General features: G+C 41.6%; 20 protein-coding genes. 13 read left to right on the forward strand and 7 right to left on the reverse strand.

Annotated elements, in window-relative coordinates; all coding sequences use genetic code 11:
- Positions 1-156 precede the first annotated feature (156 nt).
- Entirely contained in the window at positions 157-525 is a 369-nt protein-coding gene (locus tag FW759_RS08155; protein ID WP_095568593.1) for a hypothetical protein, read from the reverse strand.
- A 329-nt stretch (positions 526-854) separates the two neighbouring features.
- Between FW759_RS08155 and FW759_RS08160 the strand changes: the two genes are divergently transcribed.
- From FW759_RS08160 to purF, 11 genes are all read left to right on the forward strand, one after another.
- Complete coding sequence (locus FW759_RS08160) at positions 855-1,514, forward strand: alpha/beta hydrolase (RefSeq protein WP_062844330.1); 660 nt, start codon at positions 855-857, stop codon at positions 1,512-1,514.
- 127 nt (positions 1,515-1,641) lie between these two features.
- Positions 1,642-2,742, forward strand: coding sequence for a cell division protein ZapE (gene zapE, locus FW759_RS08165; RefSeq protein WP_095568592.1), 1,101 nt, complete (start codon positions 1,642-1,644; stop codon positions 2,740-2,742).
- A 157-nt stretch (positions 2,743-2,899) separates the two neighbouring features.
- The gene (locus tag FW759_RS08170) at positions 2,900-3,559 is read left to right on the forward strand and encodes a nitroreductase family protein (RefSeq protein WP_446442680.1); all 660 of its coding nucleotides are present in this window, start codon (positions 2,900-2,902) and stop codon (positions 3,557-3,559) included.
- A 128-nt stretch (positions 3,560-3,687) separates the two neighbouring features.
- Positions 3,688-4,983, forward strand: coding sequence for an NAD(P)H-dependent glycerol-3-phosphate dehydrogenase (locus FW759_RS08175; protein WP_062844333.1), 1,296 nt, complete (start codon positions 3,688-3,690; stop codon positions 4,981-4,983).
- Positions 4,984-5,082: 99 nt separating this feature from the next.
- The gene (locus FW759_RS08180) at positions 5,083-5,541 is read left to right on the forward strand and encodes a SixA phosphatase family protein (RefSeq protein ID WP_446442681.1); all 459 of its coding nucleotides are present in this window, start codon (positions 5,083-5,085) and stop codon (positions 5,539-5,541) included.
- A gap of 44 nt (positions 5,542-5,585) precedes the next feature.
- On the forward strand, positions 5,586-6,908 hold the full coding sequence (gene gspL / locus FW759_RS08185) for a type II secretion system protein GspL (RefSeq protein WP_446442682.1): 1,323 nt from the start codon (positions 5,586-5,588) through the stop codon (positions 6,906-6,908).
- A 32-nt stretch (positions 6,909-6,940) separates the two neighbouring features.
- A complete protein-coding gene (gspM, locus tag FW759_RS08190) occupies positions 6,941-7,510 on the forward strand; it encodes a type II secretion system protein GspM (protein WP_446442683.1) in 570 nt (189 codons plus the stop codon).
- Positions 7,511-7,814: 304 nt separating this feature from the next.
- Positions 7,815-8,348, forward strand: coding sequence for a DUF4870 family protein (locus FW759_RS08195; protein ID WP_228139920.1), 534 nt, complete (start codon positions 7,815-7,817; stop codon positions 8,346-8,348).
- Positions 8,349-8,559: 211 nt separating this feature from the next.
- The gene (locus tag FW759_RS08200; protein WP_446442684.1) at positions 8,560-9,594 is read left to right on the forward strand and encodes a quinone-dependent dihydroorotate dehydrogenase; all 1,035 of its coding nucleotides are present in this window, start codon (positions 8,560-8,562) and stop codon (positions 9,592-9,594) included.
- A 124-nt stretch (positions 9,595-9,718) separates the two neighbouring features.
- Positions 9,719-10,216 (forward strand): CvpA family protein, encoded by a 498-nt coding sequence (locus tag FW759_RS08205; protein ID WP_062844338.1) that lies wholly within the window; start codon positions 9,719-9,721, stop codon positions 10,214-10,216.
- 318 nt (positions 10,217-10,534) lie between these two features.
- Positions 10,535-12,070 (forward strand): amidophosphoribosyltransferase, encoded by a 1,536-nt coding sequence (gene purF, locus FW759_RS08210; RefSeq protein ID WP_062844339.1) that lies wholly within the window; start codon positions 10,535-10,537, stop codon positions 12,068-12,070.
- A 167-nt stretch (positions 12,071-12,237) separates the two neighbouring features.
- Here the strand turns inward: purF and FW759_RS08215 are convergent, their stop codons facing one another.
- From FW759_RS08215 to yajC, 6 genes are all read right to left on the reverse strand, one after another.
- Complete coding sequence (locus FW759_RS08215) at positions 12,238-12,597, reverse strand: AzlD domain-containing protein (protein ID WP_443567469.1); 360 nt, start codon at positions 12,595-12,597, stop codon at positions 12,238-12,240.
- Complete coding sequence (locus tag FW759_RS08220) at positions 12,590-13,318, reverse strand: AzlC family ABC transporter permease (RefSeq protein WP_095568584.1); 729 nt, start codon at positions 13,316-13,318, stop codon at positions 12,590-12,592. The genes FW759_RS08215 and FW759_RS08220 overlap by 8 nt, the downstream gene beginning before the upstream one ends.
- Before the next feature lie 123 nt (positions 13,319-13,441).
- Entirely contained in the window at positions 13,442-14,866 is a 1,425-nt protein-coding gene (locus tag FW759_RS08225) for an MATE family efflux transporter (protein WP_446442685.1), read from the reverse strand.
- Positions 14,867-15,071: 205 nt separating this feature from the next.
- On the reverse strand, positions 15,072-16,331 hold the full coding sequence (gene secF, locus FW759_RS08230) for a protein translocase subunit SecF (protein ID WP_446442686.1): 1,260 nt from the start codon (positions 16,329-16,331) through the stop codon (positions 15,072-15,074).
- Positions 16,332-16,340: 9 nt separating this feature from the next.
- The gene (gene secD / locus FW759_RS08235; RefSeq protein WP_446442687.1) at positions 16,341-18,218 is read right to left on the reverse strand and encodes a protein translocase subunit SecD; all 1,878 of its coding nucleotides are present in this window, start codon (positions 18,216-18,218) and stop codon (positions 16,341-16,343) included.
- A 382-nt stretch (positions 18,219-18,600) separates the two neighbouring features.
- Positions 18,601-18,927 carry a preprotein translocase subunit YajC gene (yajC, locus tag FW759_RS08240; protein ID WP_062844345.1) on the reverse strand — a complete coding sequence of 109 codons (327 nt, stop codon included), beginning with the start codon at positions 18,925-18,927 and terminating at the stop codon, positions 18,601-18,603.
- A gap of 516 nt (positions 18,928-19,443) precedes the next feature.
- Here yajC and FW759_RS08245 point away from each other — a divergent pair.
- Together FW759_RS08245 and FW759_RS08250 are read left to right on the forward strand one after the other, a co-directional pair.
- Positions 19,444-20,748: a hemolysin family protein gene (locus tag FW759_RS08245; RefSeq protein WP_446442761.1), complete on the forward strand. Its 1,305-nt coding sequence runs from the start codon at positions 19,444-19,446 to the stop codon at positions 20,746-20,748.
- Positions 20,749-21,110: 362 nt separating this feature from the next.
- Complete coding sequence (locus FW759_RS08250) at positions 21,111-21,605, forward strand: hypothetical protein (RefSeq protein WP_443531251.1); 495 nt, start codon at positions 21,111-21,113, stop codon at positions 21,603-21,605.
- Positions 21,606-21,719 lie beyond the last annotated feature (114 nt).

Genomic DNA, 21,719 nt, shown 5'->3' on the forward strand with positions numbered 1-21,719 from the left:
CAATAAAATTCATGCAAACTTGCTGGCAATATGTAAGTTAATCGTCATTCAACAAAGACAATGCGAAACATATGTCCTAGCAAAAATGTCGTCTTGATGTCTTAGTCTCAGAGATGATCTAAGGCGTTATCTGAAAAATGAGATAACGGATATATTTTATTGGCAACGGAAATTAATGGTGTACTCATAATCATCTTTACGTGATAAGTCTGGTGTGCCAGTACCAAAAATGGACCCAACAACCGCGCCAACTTGACCGACCATACGTCCAGTGCGCTCATCTAAAATCCCGTTATATTTGACGGTGTCATTGACGATAATGACTTGTTTGCTTCGACAGGTTTTTTGTGCACTATCAATCGCATTTTGTTGTGCTTTGACTTTAGTATCTGCGATGCCAGTGGTTTCATAAACCGAGTTGGCACGCTGAATAACGGGAGATGAAGGCGTACTTTGGCAAGCACTCAAGGCAAGTGCAGCGGCTAAAGTTGCCGTCAATGTAACGGTTTTATTCAAAGTATTCATAAATGATTCCTAATTTCTGTCAGTTGACTATCAAAGTTAAGCAGGTGTGGTGGTTTGCTCAATATAGATTATAAATCTAACTCATTCTTATCTTGGGTGTCTAGACTGTTATTGTGTGGCATGACTACTGCATATTTTATCTTTTATATTGTGACTAGGTTAAGTTTAAAGGTATGTAAAACGTGCTGATAATGCCACTATTGATAGACTTTGTTTGTCGCTATCTATCAAAAATTGACACAAGCTGCACGCTGACACAGCAAATCACTTGAAATAAAAACCATATCTAGGATAATTGGTCTATTCATTCTTAACGAGTAAGCAATTTTATGCAATTGATTCCTGCTCCTGCTGGCGTGCTCGAAGTCGACGCACTGTGGCAACAAAACAATCCTAATGACCCTAACACGGATACCGTGGCGTTACTTTGTCATCCTAATCCATTATTCGATGGGACGATGAACAATAAAGTGGTGACGACTATGTACCGCTTTGCCCGTGATAGTGGAATGCATGTGGTACGTTTCAACTTTCGAGGCGTGGGTCAATCAACGGGCGAGCACGATTACGCGGAAGGTGAAGTGGTAGATGCGATGACCGTGTTACAATGGATTGCCGAACAAACCAATGCTCGTAAGTTATGGCTTGGCGGGTTTTCTTTTGGTGGCTATGTGACAGCGCGTGTGGCTGAGCAAGTAATTGAGGCCTCTCACATCTGGGGCGTAAGCGATTTTGAAATTGTTAATATTGCCCTGATTGCGCCCTCTATCGAAAAAAATGAGAGTAGCGATATACGTTTGCCAGTTGATAAGACGTTTGAGATTTATGGTAATGCAGATGAAGTCATTGATCCCAAAAACATGCAGGCATTTGCTGATCATTTAGGAATTGAGGTCAGCGTCGTGGATGGCGCAGGTCACTTTTTTCATGGTCGCCTATCAGAGCTCAAAGGTTTGTTAGAAAAACACAGCTTTGGTAGTGAGATGTAGTTTTTCTCATTCGTCTTAGCGTATAGTCGTTTTATTTCATAAAGTTTTTGATGGCTTTGTCTTGATGTGATGAAGCCGAAACACGTTAGTACTTTCATATTCATTTTATCCAACGATGAGTCGTATTATGAGTTTATCTCCATTGCAACGTTACGAGCAAGCCGTCAGTACGGACGATTTTACTCAAGATGAACAGCAATTTAAGGCCATGAGCTACCTTGATGAGATTTATCATCAGCTCATCAATAGTGCGCCGCAAAAAAAAGGCTTTTTTAGCTTTCTAAAGTCCAAGCCGACCGCACCAAAGGGTTTGTATATGTGGGGCGGTGTGGGCCGCGGTAAAACATGGATGATGGACATGTTTTACGATTCTTTGACTATTGATCGTAAGATGCGCCTGCATTTTCATCATTTTATGAAGCGTGTGCATCAAGAGCTACATAAGCTGCAAGGTGAGAGTGACCCGTTAGAAAAAGTCGCAGATATTATTCATGCAGAAGCCGTCATCATTTGTTTTGATGAATTTTTTGTATCTAATGTCTCTGACGCTATGATTTTGGGCGATCTATTTACCATGCTATTCAATCGTGGTATCACATTGGTTGCCACTTCAAACATTGAGCCGTCAGGGCTTTATAAAGATGGGCTGCATCGTGACCGTTTTTTGCCAGCCATTGCTGAAGTTGAGCGTCATACGACAGTGATGAATATCGACTCTGGTATTGACTATCGCTTACGTGTGCTGCAACAAGCAGAACTTTATGAGTCGCCTTTGACCAAGGCAAACCATCACTGGCTTGCCAACCGTTTTGCCAGTTTGTCTAATAACCAAAAAATCAGTCATGCTCCGATTACGATCAATGGCCGTGAAATTAAGATTAACGCGCGTACTGAAGACATCTTATTTTGCGATTTCCGTCATCTATGTATGGAGCCGCGTTCAGCCTCTGATTTTATTGAAATCGCTAAGCAGTTCAACACCGTCTTAGTCAATTCAGTACCAGCATTAGATGATGATTTGCGCGATCCGACGCGTCGTTTTATTTACCTTGTGGACGAGTTCTATGATCGCCGCGTAAAACTCTTGGTTCGAGCAGAGCAGTCGATTTTAAATCTATATCAAGGTGAGAAGCTGGCATTTGAGATTGAGCGTACGCGCTCACGTTTGCTTGAAATGCAATCAGAAGATTATTTACGGATGGCGCACCGCGTCGAAGACGGCGCCTAATAGGGATCTTTTAAACCCTTTGCTAGAACTGAATGTCTATGATGCGTTCAGTTTTAGCTTTTTTTAATAAAAATGTATACGCTGACAAAAATTAGCGTATAAAAGAATGAATGTATTAACACAAATAGATATAGATAATAATAAATAAGGAATGACAATGACCGAATCTAATAATGATGATAATGGAAAAAATGGTAAAAAATTGGCCGTTAAGAACGTCACAGCTACTGATTCACCATTGGCTGCTGAGACGCTGATTGGTTGGATCAATTCAAGACGCAGTATGGGCAACTTAGATGCGCCAGCACCGACGCGCGCCCAGATCGAAGCGGCAATCGAATGTGCTGCCACCGCGCCAGATCACAAAAAGTTGAACCCATGGCGTTTTATAGTGACGCAGGGCGAAGCTCGTAATCAATTAGGGCAAGCATTGCTTGAAGCTGCTCAAGAAAAAGCGGCGAAGGAGGGTAAGGTGTTGTCTGAAAAAGACATTAAAAAAACCCAAAGTATGCCACTGCGAGCACCTCTTATCATTACTGTGGTCACTAAAATACAAGCGCATAAAAAAGTTCCTCCCTTCGAGCAGATGTTAAGTGCGGGTGCTGCTGTCCAAAACCTTATATTGGCACTAAAAGCACAAGGTTTTAGTACTGTATGGCGTACTGGACTGCTATGTAACGAGCCTGCTGTGAAAACTTATTTTGATGTTGGGTCAGATGATTATGTGACGGCTTTTGTTTATACTGGTACCAGCCCAAAAAATGAACCCACACGTAAACCCATTGATATCGAGCCATTGGTACGATTTGAGTCATAATATAGCTAAGCGCTGTCTACTAAGTAAAACTATCTTCTAACAAGACAGTCAGCCGCAGTAGCCAAACTTGGTAGGCACATAATGATACATTTTATGAATAATCAGTCAGTCAATATGGATAAAAGAACATGACCAGCCCAAATGATAGCAATAAAAACATTGGCAACGATGACAATAACACAGAGAAGAGCACACCTGATAAGCAAAACAGTTTGTTACTAGGCATCATCGAACGTGCGACCAAATCCGGTCTTGGTCGTAAAAAACTGAACCCTAGTGCGGTCGAATCAGCAGTGGCAAAAAACATGGCAGAGATTCACAGCAACCCTACTAAGCTGCGATTGGCCTTTTTAGGTGGCGGCAGCTTTGGTACGGCAATGGCGAACTTGGCCGCACGAAATGGCTGTGATACCACACTGTGGGTGCGCAATAAACGTACCGTGAAGGCAATGATAAAAACTCAGACCAACAAAAAATACTTGCCGGGTTATAAGCTAGATGACCGTCTAAAATATAGTCATGACTTGGCAGCAACGGTAAAAGACAAGGACATTGTTTTTATCGCTATACCAGGTTTGGCCTTCAGAGAAACCTTAAAAAATATTGCCCCATTTATTAGTGGTCAATCTATCGTCTCATTAACGAAAGGCATGGAAAAGGACACGTTTGCCTTAATGAGCGATATCATCAAGGATGAGCTACCAGAAGTGAATTTTGGCGTGATGTCAGGGCCAAATTTGGCCATAGAAATCATGAAAAACATGCCTTCTGCGACGGTCATTGCTAGTGAGTCTGAACCGTTACGTCATGCGGTACAAGCAGCGCTGCACAGTGCATTTTTTAGAGTTTTTGCCAGCGATGATGTCAAAGGTGTTGAGCTTGGTGGTGCACTCAAAAACATTTACGCGATTGCGATGGGGATGGCGGCGGCCTATGATGTTGGCGAAAATACCAAAGCGATGATACTGACACGTGCTTTGGCAGAAATGAGTCGTTTCGGTGTCGAAGCAGGTGCAAACCCACTCACTTTTTTAGGGTTGTCAGGGGTTGGTGATTTATATGCCACTTGTAGCTCAGAATTGAGTCGCAATTATCGCATTGGTACGATGCTCGGTCGTGGAATGAACATAGACGCTGCTGTCAAAAAACTTGGTCAAACAGCTGAGGGTGTTAATACCATTCAGCAGGTACACGAAAAAGCGACCAAAGAAGGCATCTATATGCCTATCACTCACGCTCTGTATGCGGTCATTTATGAAGATAAAGCGGCTCTAGGGGTTGCCCTACATTTGATGGAAGCTGGTTTCCGTAGTGATGTTGAATTCGTCATGGCGCATGATCATAGTAATGCGGCACTGACTGCCCATATGAAAACATCGAGTAGTAGCGCTGAAAATAATAAGGACGACACTGACCACAAGTAAAGCCATTGCGATTAATGCTGCATCATCTAATTTCATCATGCAGCAATAAAATCAAATTAAGCTATGCCTTGTACCCAAAAATGTCTAACAAGGACTGTCATGAAAATTATACTAGTACGTCATGGTCAAGCAGAAGATGAAACACGTCCTGATAGCGCCCGTCAGCTGACTGAATTTGGACGTAAGCAAGCCGCCCAAACCGCAGAATACGTGATAACTCATTATCATCCTGATCGTTTTGTTGTAAGCCCTTATGATAGAGCGCAGCAAACACTCGCTGAATTCCAAGCACGAGCGCCAAAAGTGCCGTTAACCATACAGAATAATATTACGCCTTCTGATGATGCGCGCCAAGCTTTAATAGATATCGGTAATATCGAAGTGGATTGTCTTGTGGTGGTCTGCCATATGTCCATCGTTGCCTACATTGCTGGATTACTGACAGGAGATTATCCTGAGTCATTTTCTCTGGCAGAAGCGCGCGTGTTCGAAATGGACTTTGTCATGAGCGGTATGGCAAAAGAGATCGACCGCTTTGTTCCTGATCAGCCTTATTGATAATAGCCCTTCTATCATTGCTTCAATAATTAAGGACACGCTTAGTGTTACATGTTTGGTTACGAGCGCAGCATAGCCCACTAGCTGTCTGGCATGAAGATGCACAACAATGGCAAACAGTCGATGGGTGGCAACAGCTACAAGCGATCTATGGTAGTCATAAAAACAATGCTCACAAAACATTGTGCTTGTATTTTCCTTCAAGCCATCTATTACAAGTCGATACGGAGTTTACGGCTGCCCAACTTAAACAACTGGGCGTTAGTGGTAAGCAGTATCTATTTGAAGAGATGTCATTGACCCCAGTTGAACAATTGGCCATTCGACAAATCAGTCATGCCGATCGTCATCAACTTTATGCGTTGTCACAAAATGATATCGAGTCGTGGCAGCAAAGTACCAAACTTGCTGGTATGACCATTACAGCGCTACTGCCTGATTTTTTATTGCTGCCAACGCCAGAAGAGGGGGCAGGACAGCAAGTGACGTTATATCAAGACACTCAAACCATGCTGCTGCGTCAATCTTTACGTCAAGGTATGGCGGTCAGCTATTTGCCATTGATTTTTGAGCGTTTCCCGCATCTTAGTGAAGTCAACGTATTATCGCCCATAGCGTCTGTTGAAGACACGTCAACGCTCTTCAACAGTAATCCTCTTACGGATACATTTGGTGACTCTATTTCGTCTCATAATAGTGAGCTACAAACGCCAACATCGACCATGCCAACCGATTTTATGGCGCAAACCTCGGCGATGATCACTGAGCATCAATTGTTATTGACCACACTGACAACGACGCCAAAACCCATTGAAAACCCTGATCGTCATGCGCTAAATTTCTTCATCAAGTCCACAGATTCACAATTGTCACCTTATTTGCGCGTGGCTATGATGGTCGCGCTGAGTGCATTGGTACTACAGATGGCGACGGATGGTGTGCAATGGTATCAATATAATAATGCAGCTATCGCAACCAAGAGTGAGATTGCTAAGCAGTACCAATCGTGGTTTGCTGATGAGCCTTTGAGCACTCGTACAAAGCTACAAGTACAATTGCAACCGAAATTGCGTAGTGACAGCCAAGCGCCTGATTCGCACATGGCTGCATTGGCTCGCATATCACCTCTTATCAAACAGTCTTCCTTGCATGCACAAGCACTGGTGATGCAGCCTTCATCACTCAGCTTTACCTTGATAGCGCCTGACCGTACTAGTTTGGATACATTTACAAGCACACTGACGGCACAAGGGTTAAGCGCCAAGCTTGCGCAAGTGAGCGGCAATGAGCAAGGGCAGTTTAGTGGTCAAATCACGGTAAGCGTGATAGAAAATAACGATACGCAAGCAAATACGGCGGCATCATAATCTCTATTAGCCATGGCAAACAAGGTCAAACAATGAAAAGATTACTACGCCGTAGCAAACGTCATAACGTTAATCCTGCATTCAGTAGCAGTATAGAAACGCATGCATTATCAAAGCGCATGAATAACTTTCAAAATGTTTTGTCAACGCGCTGGCAGTCATTATCTCCACGTGATCAGTTGGCATTAATCATATTGTCTACATTTTTATTATTATTTGTGGGTGGCTATGGCGGTTATAGCATTCACCAAGCGGCAAGTGATAGCAAGAGTGGCTATCAGGAGGAGGTGGCTGATTATTTTTGGCTGCGCGCACAAGCTGGTAATATCGATAGCAATGCGATGCAGGCCAACACGCCTGATGGTGAGGCATTGCCACCTGCTAATAGCGTGAATACAGTGTTAAATAGTGCTGGTATTTCAAACGCTCAAGTAGTGGCAGCTGGCGATGCTGTTCAATTGAGCTTTACTCATGGCAGTCAAGCAGTGGTTAGTACAGCACTTGGTAAGCTTGAGCAGCAAGGTTGGCAGTTCACTCAATTATCCATGCAACAAGATCCCGCTAATAAGTCCATTCAGGTACAAGCAACAGTTGCCCTATAAACGGCTGTCTCTCTAGCCTTTTCCTATAGTCAATCCAATATAAAACCAAAGCAGTGCTGCCAACGTCATATTTTCTTGCTTGCTATGCCTTCGCAGACAGAGGCTACAAAAATATGTCGTTGGCAATACATGATCATTGTTGTACCTTTTTTATTTAGGATTAACTATACAATGATATTCTACTGTGATGGCTGATAACCGAAGCTGTTTAGCGCTTATTACTCGCATAGTTGCTGATATTGAAAAACCACTGCTCTGGCACAATCAAATAATGATTAGTCACTGTCAGATAGGGATAATTACAATGAATCATTCTTCTGAGCGCAAACCTGATGATGCTGTGCGTCAAAAAACTCGTACTGCTGACCACCATTACCATGATTCTGTTGATACAATGTCTGATCACAATATTGCCCAACGAGGAAAACACAGCATGATGAGCGACAATAAGCGCCGTTCTTTAATCACTTATAATCACGTTACTTATTTTTTGTATGTCATCAGCTATTTTACGGCAGGTTTGCTTTGGATTGTGCCGATTGTCATGAACTATGTGAAGCGCCATGATGCAGAGGGGTCCTGGCTTGCTACGCATTTCGATTGGCAAATCAAAACCTTTTGGTACAGTATCGTCTGGTTTTTCTTAGGCATTATTATTATTGTGTTTGCTTTGGGCGGTGTAGGTGTGAGTGTATTGGCAGACAGTGGAAACATTGCTATTGGTTCTGTGCTCTTGGCTGCTTTTGGTCTTCTTATTATGACCTTTACCTTTATTTGGCATCTTTATCGCGTCATTCGAGGGTGGATCGCATTAACGGATAATCGTCCTGTGCCTTAGGTCTCATCCAAAATTCATTGAATAGCAATCACGTTTAGTGACTACTCCTAATTAATTGGTAATAATTGATTTATGAATTGCTGAGAGGTAAATCTGAAAAATTAGCACATGAAACTTTGCTCTTATTTCTGTTAAGCTGATATAATCGCAGCGCTTGATTTTATCAGCACTTTTCATCCACTATGTCTTTCGAGCAGGGTCTGTCATTACTATGTCTTATGCCTTACTTCGCCCTTTTTTGTTTAATATGGATCCAGAACATGCCCATGAGATGACTTTGTCTTTATTAGACAAAGCTCACAAAGCCCGTGTCTTAGGGCTGGTATATGGTCAATCAATGCAACCAACCGATTGTATGGGATTACAGTTTTCGAATCCAGTTGGCTTAGCGGCAGGACTGGACAAAAATGGTGATTACATTGATGCCCTTGCGGAACTGGGATTTGGTTTTATAGAAGTCGGTACGGTTACGCCGCGTCCTCAAGTAGGGAATGATAAGCCGAGATTGTTCAGAATAAAACAAGCCGATGCTATCATCAATCGTATGGGGTTTAATAACCAAGGTATCGATTATCTGGTCGAAAATGTTAAACGCTGTAAATATAAAGGTAATATTGGCATCAATATTGGCAAAAACGCCGATACACCAGTAGAGCAAGCAGCAGATGATTATGTTTATTGTTTAGAACGTGCTTATCCGCATGCTTCTTATATCACGGTGAATATCTCTTCTCCCAACACGAAGAATTTACGCGATCTGCAAAGTGGAGATGCCTTAACTCAGCTATTGGATACGATTAAAAATCGTCACAGTCAGCTGGCAACCGAATACGGTTTTTATGTGCCTTTGATACTCAAAGTTGCACCTGATCTAGAGCCTATGCAAGTCGATTACATCTCACAGCAGTTACTAGATTTCGAAATAGACGGTTTGATTGCGACCAATACGACGTTGAGCCGTGTGGGGGTTGAAGATTTACAAGATGGTGATCAAATGGGCGGATTATCAGGTCGACCAGTGAACCACATTAGTACCCAGATTTTACAACAGTTCTCTGATCAGTTGGGTGATAAAGTCACATTGATCGGTGTTGGCGGTATTGATAGTGGTGCCAAAGCCGTCAAAAAAATAGAGGCAGGTGCAGATATGGTACAGCTTTATACAGGGCTTATTTACCGTGGTCCTGGGCTGGTACAATCCTGTATTCAAGCAATCGGTGGCTATTACGACGCTATGGAAGGTTAGAGTGAAATTAAGACCTCGCTATTTACTTGAAAATACTGGCTCTTGAAAGCGCTTTTAACCATCTATGACGTTATAGAACCTGAACAAACCCCAACAAACATGAATAAAGTATGAGGCGTAACACATGAGTGGTCTAGATATCGTGATTGCTGTTGTTGTCTTGATTGGCTTATGGCGCGGCTTTCAAGTAGGACTGATTAAAACAGCCGTTGGTTTGGCAGGCTGGTTTATCGCCTTTATTGCTGCTACGCGTTTGGCAAGTGCGGTGTCGCCTCAATTATCAGGAGTTGTGCAAAACCCTGTGTTACAGTTGGCGCTGGCATTTTTACTAGTGGTAATTATCATATTGGCCATCATGCATTTGGTCGCGTTTGTGTTTTCAGGTGTGCTGAAAACCTTGCGCCTGGGCATTTTTGATAAAATGGCAGGCGGCGTATTGGGTGCTGCCAAAAACGTGCTGATGATATTGGTTGTCCTTAGTGTCAGTGCGCCCTTATTGGTACAAATGCCGCAATGGCAAACTTCAGTTCTTGCGCCTGAGTTATTACCTTATGCACCGATGGGCAGAGAGCTTGTGTCAAATGTGTTTGGTATGGCTTGGGATCAAATCAACCAATCATAATTGTTATACTTCGAATTTTCGTCCTCATGAGTCAAATACTCATACCTTATGGTTTCAGCTTTTTATAGCCTCTATAACATCAACCTCGTCTTTGTAACCTATCCTTGATAAAAAATTATTTGATAGCATTTAGGCTACATAAATGACGATAGATAAAGTATCGATAGCTCATTTTTCTAACAATCAAAGATATATATACTTTTTAAACGTTTAACATCATCAGGTCAGCGGTGACTGACAGCTCAAATATTTACTAGCGTGCTGTCAAAAATTACCGTTATTGTAATACTAATGTATGGGTCAAAATAGGATATAACTATGTGTGGAGTCATTGGGGTTGCAGCTCATGAGCCAGTCAATCAGATTCTTTATGATGGTTTAACGATGCTACAGCATCGCGGCCAAGACGCAGCAGGTATCGTTACTTTGCAGGATGGACGACTTTATCTACGTAAAGAAAATGGTATGGTTCGTGACGTCTTCATGAATCATCATATGATGAAATTGGTTGGTAAGTTTGGTATCGGTCATGTACGTTATCCAACTGCGGGTACATCTAGTAGTGCTGAAGCTCAGCCATTTTATGTTAACTCGCCTTATGGCATCACGCTTGCTCACAATGGTAACTTGACCAACGCTGAGAGCTTGGCTAAATCACTGTATATTGAAGATCGTCGCCATCTCAATACTGACTCAGATTCTGAAGTATTACTAAACGTACTTGCTCATGAAATGCAAAATTTGGGTAAAACCAATCCAACAGCTGATGATATTTTTGAAGCAGTAAAAGCTGTCTATAGTCGCTGTGAAGGCGCTTATGGAGTAGTGGCTTTGATTACCGGTCATGGCTTATTGGCTTTTCGTGACCCGAATGGTATTCGTCCGCTTATCTTTGGTAAACGTATGGCAGAAAATGGTGGCACTGAGTATATGGTTGCCTCAGAGTCAGTCGCATTGACAGGTTCAGGCTTTAGCATTATTCGTGATGTGAAGCCAGGAGAAGCCATTTTTATCGATTTAGACCATAAGCTTCATACGCATCAATGTGTAGAGCCAAAAGAATACACACCTTGTATCTTTGAATATGTTTATTTTGCTCGTCCAGATTCAATCATGGACAATATCTCTGTTTATAAGTCACGCCTACGCATGGGTGAAAAACTGGCAGATAAAATTTTGGCTGAATGGGGTGAAGATCACGATATCGATGTCGTCATTCCTATTCCAGATACGTCTCGCACTTCTGCGATGGAGTTGGCGCTGAAGATGAATGTTAAATACCGTGAAGGGTTTATGAAAAACCGCTATATCGGTCGTACGTTTATCATGCCAGGCCAGCAGCAACGCAAAAAGTCGGTTCGTCAAAAGCTCAGTGCGGTACCGTTAGAATTCAAAGGTAAAAACGTACTGTTGGTAGATGATTCTATCGTTCGTGGTACGACGTGTCATGAGATTATTCAAATGGCTCGAGACGCGGGTGCGAATAAAGTATTTTTTGCAAGTGCAGCGCCACCAGTAAAATACCCAAATGTCTATGGTATTGATATGCCTGTGCGTAGTGAGCTGATTGCGTCAGGTCATACCACAGAAGAGGTACGAGACATTATTGGTGCTGATCGTCTAATTTTCCAAGACTTAGACGATTTGATTGATGCCGTCAAAGACACCAAGCACAGTAGAGTTGAAGGCTTTGATTGTGCCGTCTTTAATGGTTGTTATATCACGGGTCAAATCAATGAAGCCTACCTTGATCATCTACAAAAACAGCGTAGTGATACTGCCAAGACAGGTAAAAAAGGCGTACAAATAGTCGCTGATACACCAGTCGATATGACAGGTGTTGAAGAGATGTAAATAGTTCTAGCTAGAAAATAATTCCAAAAAAAGGCTGCATCTTCATTAGAATGCAGCTTTTTTTTGTCCAAAATATGACTAAGCTATATTTCATACTTTACTGATGCTTTACTTAATACAAGCTGCGATTAACTGACTTCATTAAAGTATTCAATATGAGATTATGCTTAGCTTAAAAAATGAGTAAACACCCATAATAGACCATTGATTGCCGCAATACCAACGACCATGCTGACCAGCAACTGACGGCTAACATGATAAACGAGTAAGACCAAAAATAGAGCACCAACTTGTGCCATCAATAAGTGTAGCTCTGCACTATTGATACCAGTAGTAGCAGACAAGCCTTGATAAGAGAGACTGGTTAAAATAAGTAGTACCATAACAGAAAGGGGTAGACTCTCATTCAACCGATGCAGCCAAGGCGTATCTAAAAGTTTTTTTGGTATCAAAGCAGGCAATGCACGAGTGACAAAAGTAACAGCCGCCATCGCAAAAGTAGCAAAAATAAGATAACTACTACTCATGAGTTCCTCCTGTTACATTGTGCTGTGTCCAAATACCACGTACTAAAATCATCACCATACAAATGGTGATAGCCACCAGTAATAACCAATTACTCGTAAATAAAGAGGCAATGGCTAAAGAAACGACAGCAATAACAATAGGGAAATAGCGTTTGATGCTTTGAAACTGCTCATAAGCCAAAATGGCAAACAAACAAACCAATGCAAAATCTAAGTGTGGCACCAAGTCACTAAGCGCACCTCCAATTATTACGCCAACCAAGCTTGCCAACACCCACCAGCTTTGATTAAACAGACTTATGGGCAACATCAACGCCTGTTTTGATTCGTTAGGTAGGCTGGTTATGACTGAGAAAGTCTCGTCAGTCAATGCAAATAAACAATAGGCTTTGGCAAGCTTTTGCTTGGGTAAGTAATTCAGTAACGGCATACCATAGAACACATGACGCAAGTTGATGGCGGCAATATTGGTGGCGATGTTACCAATCGGCAAACCAGCGCTTAGCATAGGTAAGCAAGCATACTGAGCTGCACCAGCATACAAAACGATACTGAGCATCATTACTGCCCATATAGGGATACCAGCAACTTGCGCCAGTACGCCAAAAGCGATGCCTGCGGGTAAATACCCCATGGCTACTGGCAGACTTTTTTTAAAGCCTTCAACCCAATCATAGTTGGTTTCAAACGGTTGATTTAATTCATTTGAGCGAGTCGTCACGTAACATCCTAGTTTTTTACTATTATTCTTTGGTTGTTAAATTGGTTAATCAAAAATTAAGCATTATCAAAAATACTGAATTAAAAAATTCATTTAGACAAGAGCATGTTTATTAAGCAAATATCACACAGTGGGCTGTAGCTTTTCATAGCTGCCTGTCTGATGAGCACGATATAAAAAGATACCCAAAATAAAGAGTCTTAGTAGTAGGAGACACCATACGCTCAGCCAAATACCTGTCATATCCCATTGTTGATACAGTAACCAGCTCAATGGGAAGAAGATGGCAGCAAGTATTAAGGCGGCATTGCGAATCACACTACCAGCCGTTAAACCAAAAAATATACCATCTAGCCAATATGCTCCCACACCCACGAGCGGTAGCAAGACAGCGTACAGACGATAGTCATTAGCAAGGGCAAAAACGGCGTCAATATTGGTCATAAATTGTAAATAAGTTGGCATCAAAAGCCACCATATGGTGCTTAGAATTATAGCAAGTCCATAGCTAACAATTCCCGTTCGCTTAACAATAAGGCGAAAACGTGGCCAGTCTCGCCGTCCTGCTGCTTGTCCGCTCAAAGTTTCAGCAGATACCGCTACGCCATCAAGGGCAAAAGCGGAGATGCTAAGCACTTGAAGTAAGATAGCATTGGCTGCCAGTATGACATCTCCACTTTGGGCTGATAGTCGGGTGATCCAAGCAAAACTAAGAGTCAAGATGAGAGTGCGAATAAAAATATCTTTATTCAGAGAAAATAGCCTAAGTATCTTCTTCTTGGTAAAATACTTAGCATCAGCTTGAAACAATTCTATCCAAGATATTCCTAGATGTTGACGGCTTAGCCATAGTGCTAGTAGAACACCTGACCAAAACGCAATAGTAGTCCCTAGTGCCACACCAACCAAGCCCATTTGCAGACCAAACACAAAAAATAGGGTTAAAATAATATTTAGTATGGCAATAAAACCTTGTTGATACAGCATATAACGTGTTTTACCTTGGCCTGCAAACCAACCGATAAAAGCAAAGTTCATCAATTCAGCTATCACACCCCAAAATCTTACATCCAAATAGGTTTTTGCGGCGAGACCACTTTCAGGATTTGCTGATAATGCTTGTAAACCAAAGTCAATGATCCAAGGTTTTGCCAATAGTAAAATAGCGCCAATGACAAATGCTAATAGTAAGGCACGCTGTAAGATAGAAAGTAGAGGCGATGGAATTATGTTTGATGAACCATTTGTCTCTTGGACAGAGCCATTACTATGACCAGCCAGTTGTCCAATTGCTTGAGCCGATAATCCAGAGGAGGCGTATTGCAAAAAGTTAAAACTGACGAGTAATAAGGATAGCAATTGTATGGCGAGACCCATCCCAGCAAGTTTGGCAGTTTCATTCATGTTACCGACGATTGCCGTATCGATCACACTTTGTAGTGGCATGGCTAAGTTGGCCAATAATACTGGCAAAGCAATAGCAATGATCCGCGCATATCTGGTATCAATCGGTGGCATCGTACTAGAGGGCGGTGTAGTAATGGACATTTGCGGCTCGTTTATATTTAGGTAATAAAGAGAGTGCGGTTAGTTAATCAAGGTTGTCAGTTAATCAAATCACCAAATCGCCATAGCATGTTTGATAATTAAAAAAATAGCCATAAAGATAAAAGCACCTAGACCCATTATTCATGAGTCAGGTGCTTCGATTTAACAGTCATTTTTTTGCAATCAGCAGTAAATATTGAAAGTGTTAAATTTTTTCTTGCTCAAACATTTTTGGATCATTAAAAGTAACAATTTCTTCTTCGAACTCTGGTTTTACTTTGACAATAAAATCATCGCGAGACAGACCCATACGTAATGGGATTGAGCTGGCAATATAGGTTGATGAGTAAGTACCCGCCAATAACCCGATAAACAATGCTACTGAGAACCAGAACAAGCCATCCCCGCCTAGGAACAACATCGCTAAAACCACCAATAACACGGTAGAGATTGTCATAATGGTACGACGTAGTGTCTCTGTCAATGACAAGTCAATAGTCTGACGCGGTGTGATACCGCGGACACGACGGAAGTTCTCACGGATACGGTCATACACGACAATCGTATCGTTGATAGAATAACCGACCAATGCCAAGACAGCTGCCAAAACGGTTAAGTCGAAAGGAAAACCAAATAGGGCAAAGACACCAATGGTTACGATAGCATCATGAAACAGCGATAGTACCGCACCAAGAGCAAGTTTGAACTGGAAACGTAAGGCAACATAGCCCAACATACATACCAGTGCCAATACGAGTGACATAACTGAGTTTAGGTAAATTTCATTACCAACTTGGCTACCAATAATATTAACATTACTGATTTCGACGTCATTATTAGGTAGAGACAGCGCTTCGTTAAGGCTAGCATTCAATCCATCAACGCTATCCGATTGGGGAGGAAGGCGAATCAATAGCTCTTCTCGAGTGCCGAGATACTGTACTACTGCATCATCAAAACCATTATCAGCCAATGATTGTACCACTTCAACCTGCTCGACGGGCTGCTCATAACGTACATCTGCTGAGACGCCGCCAGTAAAATCAAGACCCAAGTTCAAGCCATTGACTGCAATCGCAATAATACTACCAATCACAAGAAACAAAGATAGAAGTATCATTGGCTTTTCTATCTTCATAAATGGAATGATACGCTGATCACCTACCGCTTTGATACCACCTTCAGCAGCTGCAGCTGCATCATCGGCAGCGTCACTTGATGGTAAGTTTGGATCAGTTACCTGAGTTGCCAATGCCTTATTGTCTTTTTCGCTACCTTTACCACTGCGACGAGACTTGCTTGTCGTTGACTCGGCAGTAAAATTGTTGGTTTGGGTATTGCTACCTTTGCCGTTGCGACGTGGTTTTTTACGGCGACGTGTGCTTGCGTCAACATTCGAGCCATTTGAACCGTCTCGATCTGGATTGTTTTGTTGTTCTAAAGGATTATTCTTATCAATCGTCATAATATTCTCCTAACCGATGCTCAAACGTTTGATAGATTTACGCTTACCATAAGCAATTTGTACCAGCGCACGCGTCACCATAATAGCGGTAAATAGCGAGCTGACAATACCAATAGCCAATGTAACCGCAAAGCCTTTAATCGGACCCGTACCAATGGCAAATAGGATAAAAGCAATTAATAGGGTAGTGATGTTGGCATCGAAAATACTACTAAAGGCTCGATCAAAACCTGCTACGATGGCGGACTTTGGTCGTACTCCATTTGCAAGTTCTTCTCGTATTCGCTCAAAAATCAGTACGTTGGCATCAACTGCCATACCGATGGTTAAAACAATACCAGCGATACCAGGTAACGTTAGTGATGAGCCTAAGATCGACATAATGGCAATGATGATAATGACGTTCACAGCAAGTGCCACGTTAGCAATTACACCAAACAGACGGTAGAAAATAATCATAAAGGCAAAGACTAATAGATAACCGATCTGAGTAGAAAATAGACCTTTATCAATATTCTCTTGACCTAATGATGGACCAATAGTGCGCTCTTCTACAAAGTACATTGGTGCAGCAAGTGCCCCTGAACGTAATAAAAGTGCAAGTTCTGCTGCTTCAGCAGTACTATCCAAACCAGTAATTCGGAAAGAAGAGCCAAGCACCGCTTGAATATTGGCGCGGTTAATGACTTTAGTTTCGGCGTAAGGTGTTCTTACTTCGACAGTTTCTCCAGTTGCTGGATCTTCTTCATAAGTAATTCTTTGCTTATTTTCGATAAACAATACTGCCATCTGCTTACCGACTGCAGTACGCGTGGCGTTTTGCATCAGCTTGCCGCCCGCACTATCTAACGTGATGCTAACTTCAGGAGAACCGTTTTCATCAACACCTGTTTGAGCGTTGGTGACTTTATCACCAGTGACAATTGCTTGGCGCTGTAACAGTACAGGTGGGCCATCTAGGGTTTCAAATGGGAACGCTTCAGTACCCGCTGGAGGAATCCCACCAGTGTAGTTTTCACTGTTTTCGGCGACCATACGGAACTCAAGGTTTGCGGTACGGCCAAGAACACGCTTAGCTTCAGCTGTATCTTGTACACCTGGTAGCTCTACTACAATACGACTGGCACCTTGTGACTGTACCAAGGCTTCTGTAACGCCAAGCTCGGCAATACGATTGCGTAGGGTCGTTAAGTTTTGATTGACTGCATAGCTATTGATCTCATCAAGCGTAGCTTCATTATATGCTAAGATTAAAGCAGAGCCTTGAGCATCAATAGAGGATTGTAAACTAAATGTACTACCCATCGAGCTTTGTAGAACGTTCTGTGCACGGTTACGCGCATCTGTATCAGCAAAATGCAATACTATGCTTTGACTTTCAGTCTTAATACCTTTAATTGCAACCTTTTCAGCACGTAGGTCACGACGCACATCACGACTGGCACTATTCAAGCGTTGTTCGAGCGCTTTATCCATATCGACTTCTAGTACAAAACGTACACCGCCGCGTAAATCAAGGCCAAGCTTCATTGGTCTTGCACCAATATCACGTAGCCATTGCGGGGTAGTCTGCGCTAAATTCAGCGCGACCACGTAGTCTTCACCCAATTTTTGACGTAGTACTTCTTGAGCTTTCAGCTGATCGACTGGATTGTTGAGACGCACCAGTGCACTGTTGTCCTCAAATGTGCCATTATGGTTTTCAAGACCTGCCTCCTCAAGTAAGCTTTGAGACTGGGTCAAAATACCTTCAGACAGCTGTGTACCTGCTGCCGCACTAGTAATCTGCACAGCAGGTTCGTCAGGGTATAAGTTAGGAGCAGCATATAGACCGGCAATGATTAGCACGACGGTAATAAGTAAGTATTTCCAAGCGGGATATTGCATAATCACTTCTTTAAGTTGATAAACAACTGGCGACATGAGCCACAAGTTAGCAGATGGGAAGTTAGCGATAACAATGGTCAAATGCTATGTTAAGCATTATTTATTCAACACCATTGCAATCATCCGCGATAATAATAAAACGTAAAACAGAAAGGCAAATGATACAGTCGTATCTTTATATAGTCATTAAAAATATAACAGATACGATCCATAAAAACAGTCACTCAACAGAGTACGGACGGATCGTTCTAAGTCTACAAATTTGATTTAAATCTCTGTTTTATAGCAAAAAATGACCGTAAATCATATACGGTCATTTTGAATCATTGCACATACTGATAATACGACCATCAAATCACCATCAATAAAATACTATTGATGATTAAACACTTTCGATCGTGCCAGCAGGCAATACTGAAATAACAGAAGCACGTTGTACTTTTACATCAGTGTTGTTGTTTAAGCTTACGACAGCATAGTCGCCTTCTATCGCTTTAATACGACCCATCAAGCCGCCAGCAAAGATGATTTCGCTGCCAACCGTTAATGCATTGACCATCGCACGATGCTCTTTGGTACGCTTAGATTGTGGACGAATCACCAAGAAGTAAAAAATGGCAAAGAAAGCGACTGGTAATAGGATCTGACCGAATAACGATGCTGCGCCGGCAGTTTCAGCAGCATGAGCGGCTTGAATGAATAAAAACATAATTTCTCTCAGTAAGTCATAGATAATAATAAAATTAAACGCATAGTAACAAAAAATCTCAGTCTTGGTAACTGTTAATCATAGGCGAAGTACGTTTTTATTGAGTTAACAGTATACTGATAATTCATGCTTGCCCTGCCAATCAGTAATTCTACCTAGACAGTGCTGCCAAATTTTTGAAAGTATATCAAATTCTAAGTATTTGATGACTAATAGGTAAGTCTATGTGATAAGAAACGTTAAAAAATCAAGGCTCAAAAATAGCGACTTATTGTGAAATGCTATCATCAATGCTACTATCAAATGGTAATAATTACTTGTATTTAGCATGCAATCTACTGAGATGTGATAAAGTTCTAGTATGAAGTCACAAATCGTTTTTGAGCGGCTATTGGTCATTAGTTTTACAGACATCTTGACCTATTTTGACAAGTGATTTTGTTGTCTGATTTAACTTACTTATTATATCCCTTTTCCTTTTTTCTGTTTAGGTCCCCTAACTTGTTTAACACTCTTATGTTTATACCTCGTTTACGTCGTTCACGCGCTCATAAAAAAGCGTCTGCCAAACCTCCTCCGACGATACGTCATACCATGCGGCTTAGTCGTTATCAGTCAGTTTCTGGTATAACAGCGCTAATAGTATCTTTGATGTTGCTAGTGCCTTATTCTTCTTTTGCAGCAGGTGCGGTAGCGACAGATGCAATAGCAGATCCAACGGTTACAAGTATATTTTTACTGATATTTTTTGTGGTTATCGCTATCGGTATCTCGTTTGTTTGCTCTTTATCAGAAGCAGCATTATTGAGTATGACACCGTCGTACATTGCTGATATTCAAGAGCATAATCCAAAAAAAGCAAATATGCTAAGACGTCTGAAGGTTGACAATATCGATCAGTCTTTGGCCGCTATTTTGACTTTGAATACAGTGGCTCATACATTGGGGTCCATTGGAGCGGGTGCGCAAGCCACAATTGTATTTGGTAGTGCGTGGTTTGGGTTGTTTTCTGCGTTTATGACCTTGGCGATTTTATTTTTATCTGAGATTATTCCAAAAACATTAGGAACCATGTATTGGCGTCAAATAAGTGGCGTTGTCGCTTACTTTGTCCGAGGTATTATTTTACTGCTATATCCTTTGATTTGGATTTCAGAGCGACTTACAAAATTGCTTGTGCGTGGCAAAGAGCCTCAAGCGTTTAGCCGTCGTGAGTTTGCTGCACTTGCCAGTATTGGTGAAGAGTCAGGGCAAATTGATCCATTGGAGTCGCGTATTATTCGTAACTTACTGGCGTTTGGTGCCATTAAGGTTGAAGACATTATGACGCCACGTTCGGTGATGTTAGCGTTTGAAGAAAATAAAACCGTGGCTGAGTTACTGGTTGATCGTCCCAAGCTTACGTTTTCACGATTGCCAGTTTACGAAGGTGATTTAGATAACATTACCGGTTTTGTCTTAAAAACAGATATGTTGTTGGCGAAAGTCAACCATGCCATGCATAAGCCATTGACACAGTTCAAAAGAGAAATTACTTTTGTATTCTCCAAAATGAAGCTGTTTGATTTATTAGAGCTGATGCTAAAAAATCGTATTCATATTGCCATTACTGTGGGTGAGTACGGTGAAGTCAAAGGCTTGGTCACGCTAGAGGATGTGTTTGAAACCTTATTGGGTCTTGAAATTGTAGATGAAATAGATCGCGTTGAAGATATGCAAGCGTTGGCTCGTCAAATGATGGACAGACGGGTAGAGCGTTTAGGTATGAAGCTTAGCGATGATGAAGAATACGAAGACATTAGTGGTAATAATAAGCTTTAAGACAAAGTTGCTAAGCTACAAAAGAATAGAGCTGCAAATTGTATAGTACGTTCAATGGATCAGGCTTTTTTTGATGGTTTGAATGCAGCGTTATCGGAACTGTAAAGATTGTTCTATAACACACCCTGTGTATTTTAGTCTTCGCAATAATTACACAGGGCGTCACATAGCTGTGAGAATTGAATGATACGCTCACTCTATGATACAAGTATGCTGTCATGGATATCGATTGACATGTTATTGAAATGAATCTTCGGTATTAAAGGTGAGTGACAAAAATATAAAGTCTGAAAAATATTGATTGTCATTATTTAAATACAATGATGTTAACTGCAATGAAAAAAGGGTTTCTAAGGATTACCATGAAACAATTATGGGGTAAAAAGTGGCTCGCGCTATTGATAAAAAGCACAAGCGTTGCTGCAGTTGCTGCAGCGGTAAGTACAGTAAGTGTCACTGCCCAAGCAGCAACCATGACGGAAGCTTTGGTACTAGACTATATAGCAGCCATGAAGTCGTCAGCGAATAGCCAGAGTATTAACCAAGTTGCTCGTCTGGTTTCTGATGATGCACTGATTTCATTATCTAGAAAGGGTAAGTCTACCAGTTTAGATAAAGATGCCTATCTAAAATTATTGCAGAATAGCTGGAATGACACGTCCAATTATAATTATGATATTTCTGTTGATAATATCGTTATTACTGGCACACAGGCCAAAGCAAATGTCACGACCAATGAAAGCTGGGTAAAAGATGGCCAAAAGGTTTCATTTGTGACGACATCAAGAGTGACTTTGACAGTGGCAACTGGTAATGCAGTACTGCTGCGGGCAGTATCGCAAGTTACAATTAACTAATTATTGATATGAATGCGGGTCTAGCTTTTGTCTACTATCTTTTAATATTAAAGTAGTCTTTGCTTTACATTGCATACTATACTACCAAACAACTTTATCTTATCACTTCTTGTC

This window comes from Psychrobacter sp. 1176_08, from assembly GCF_052850615.1.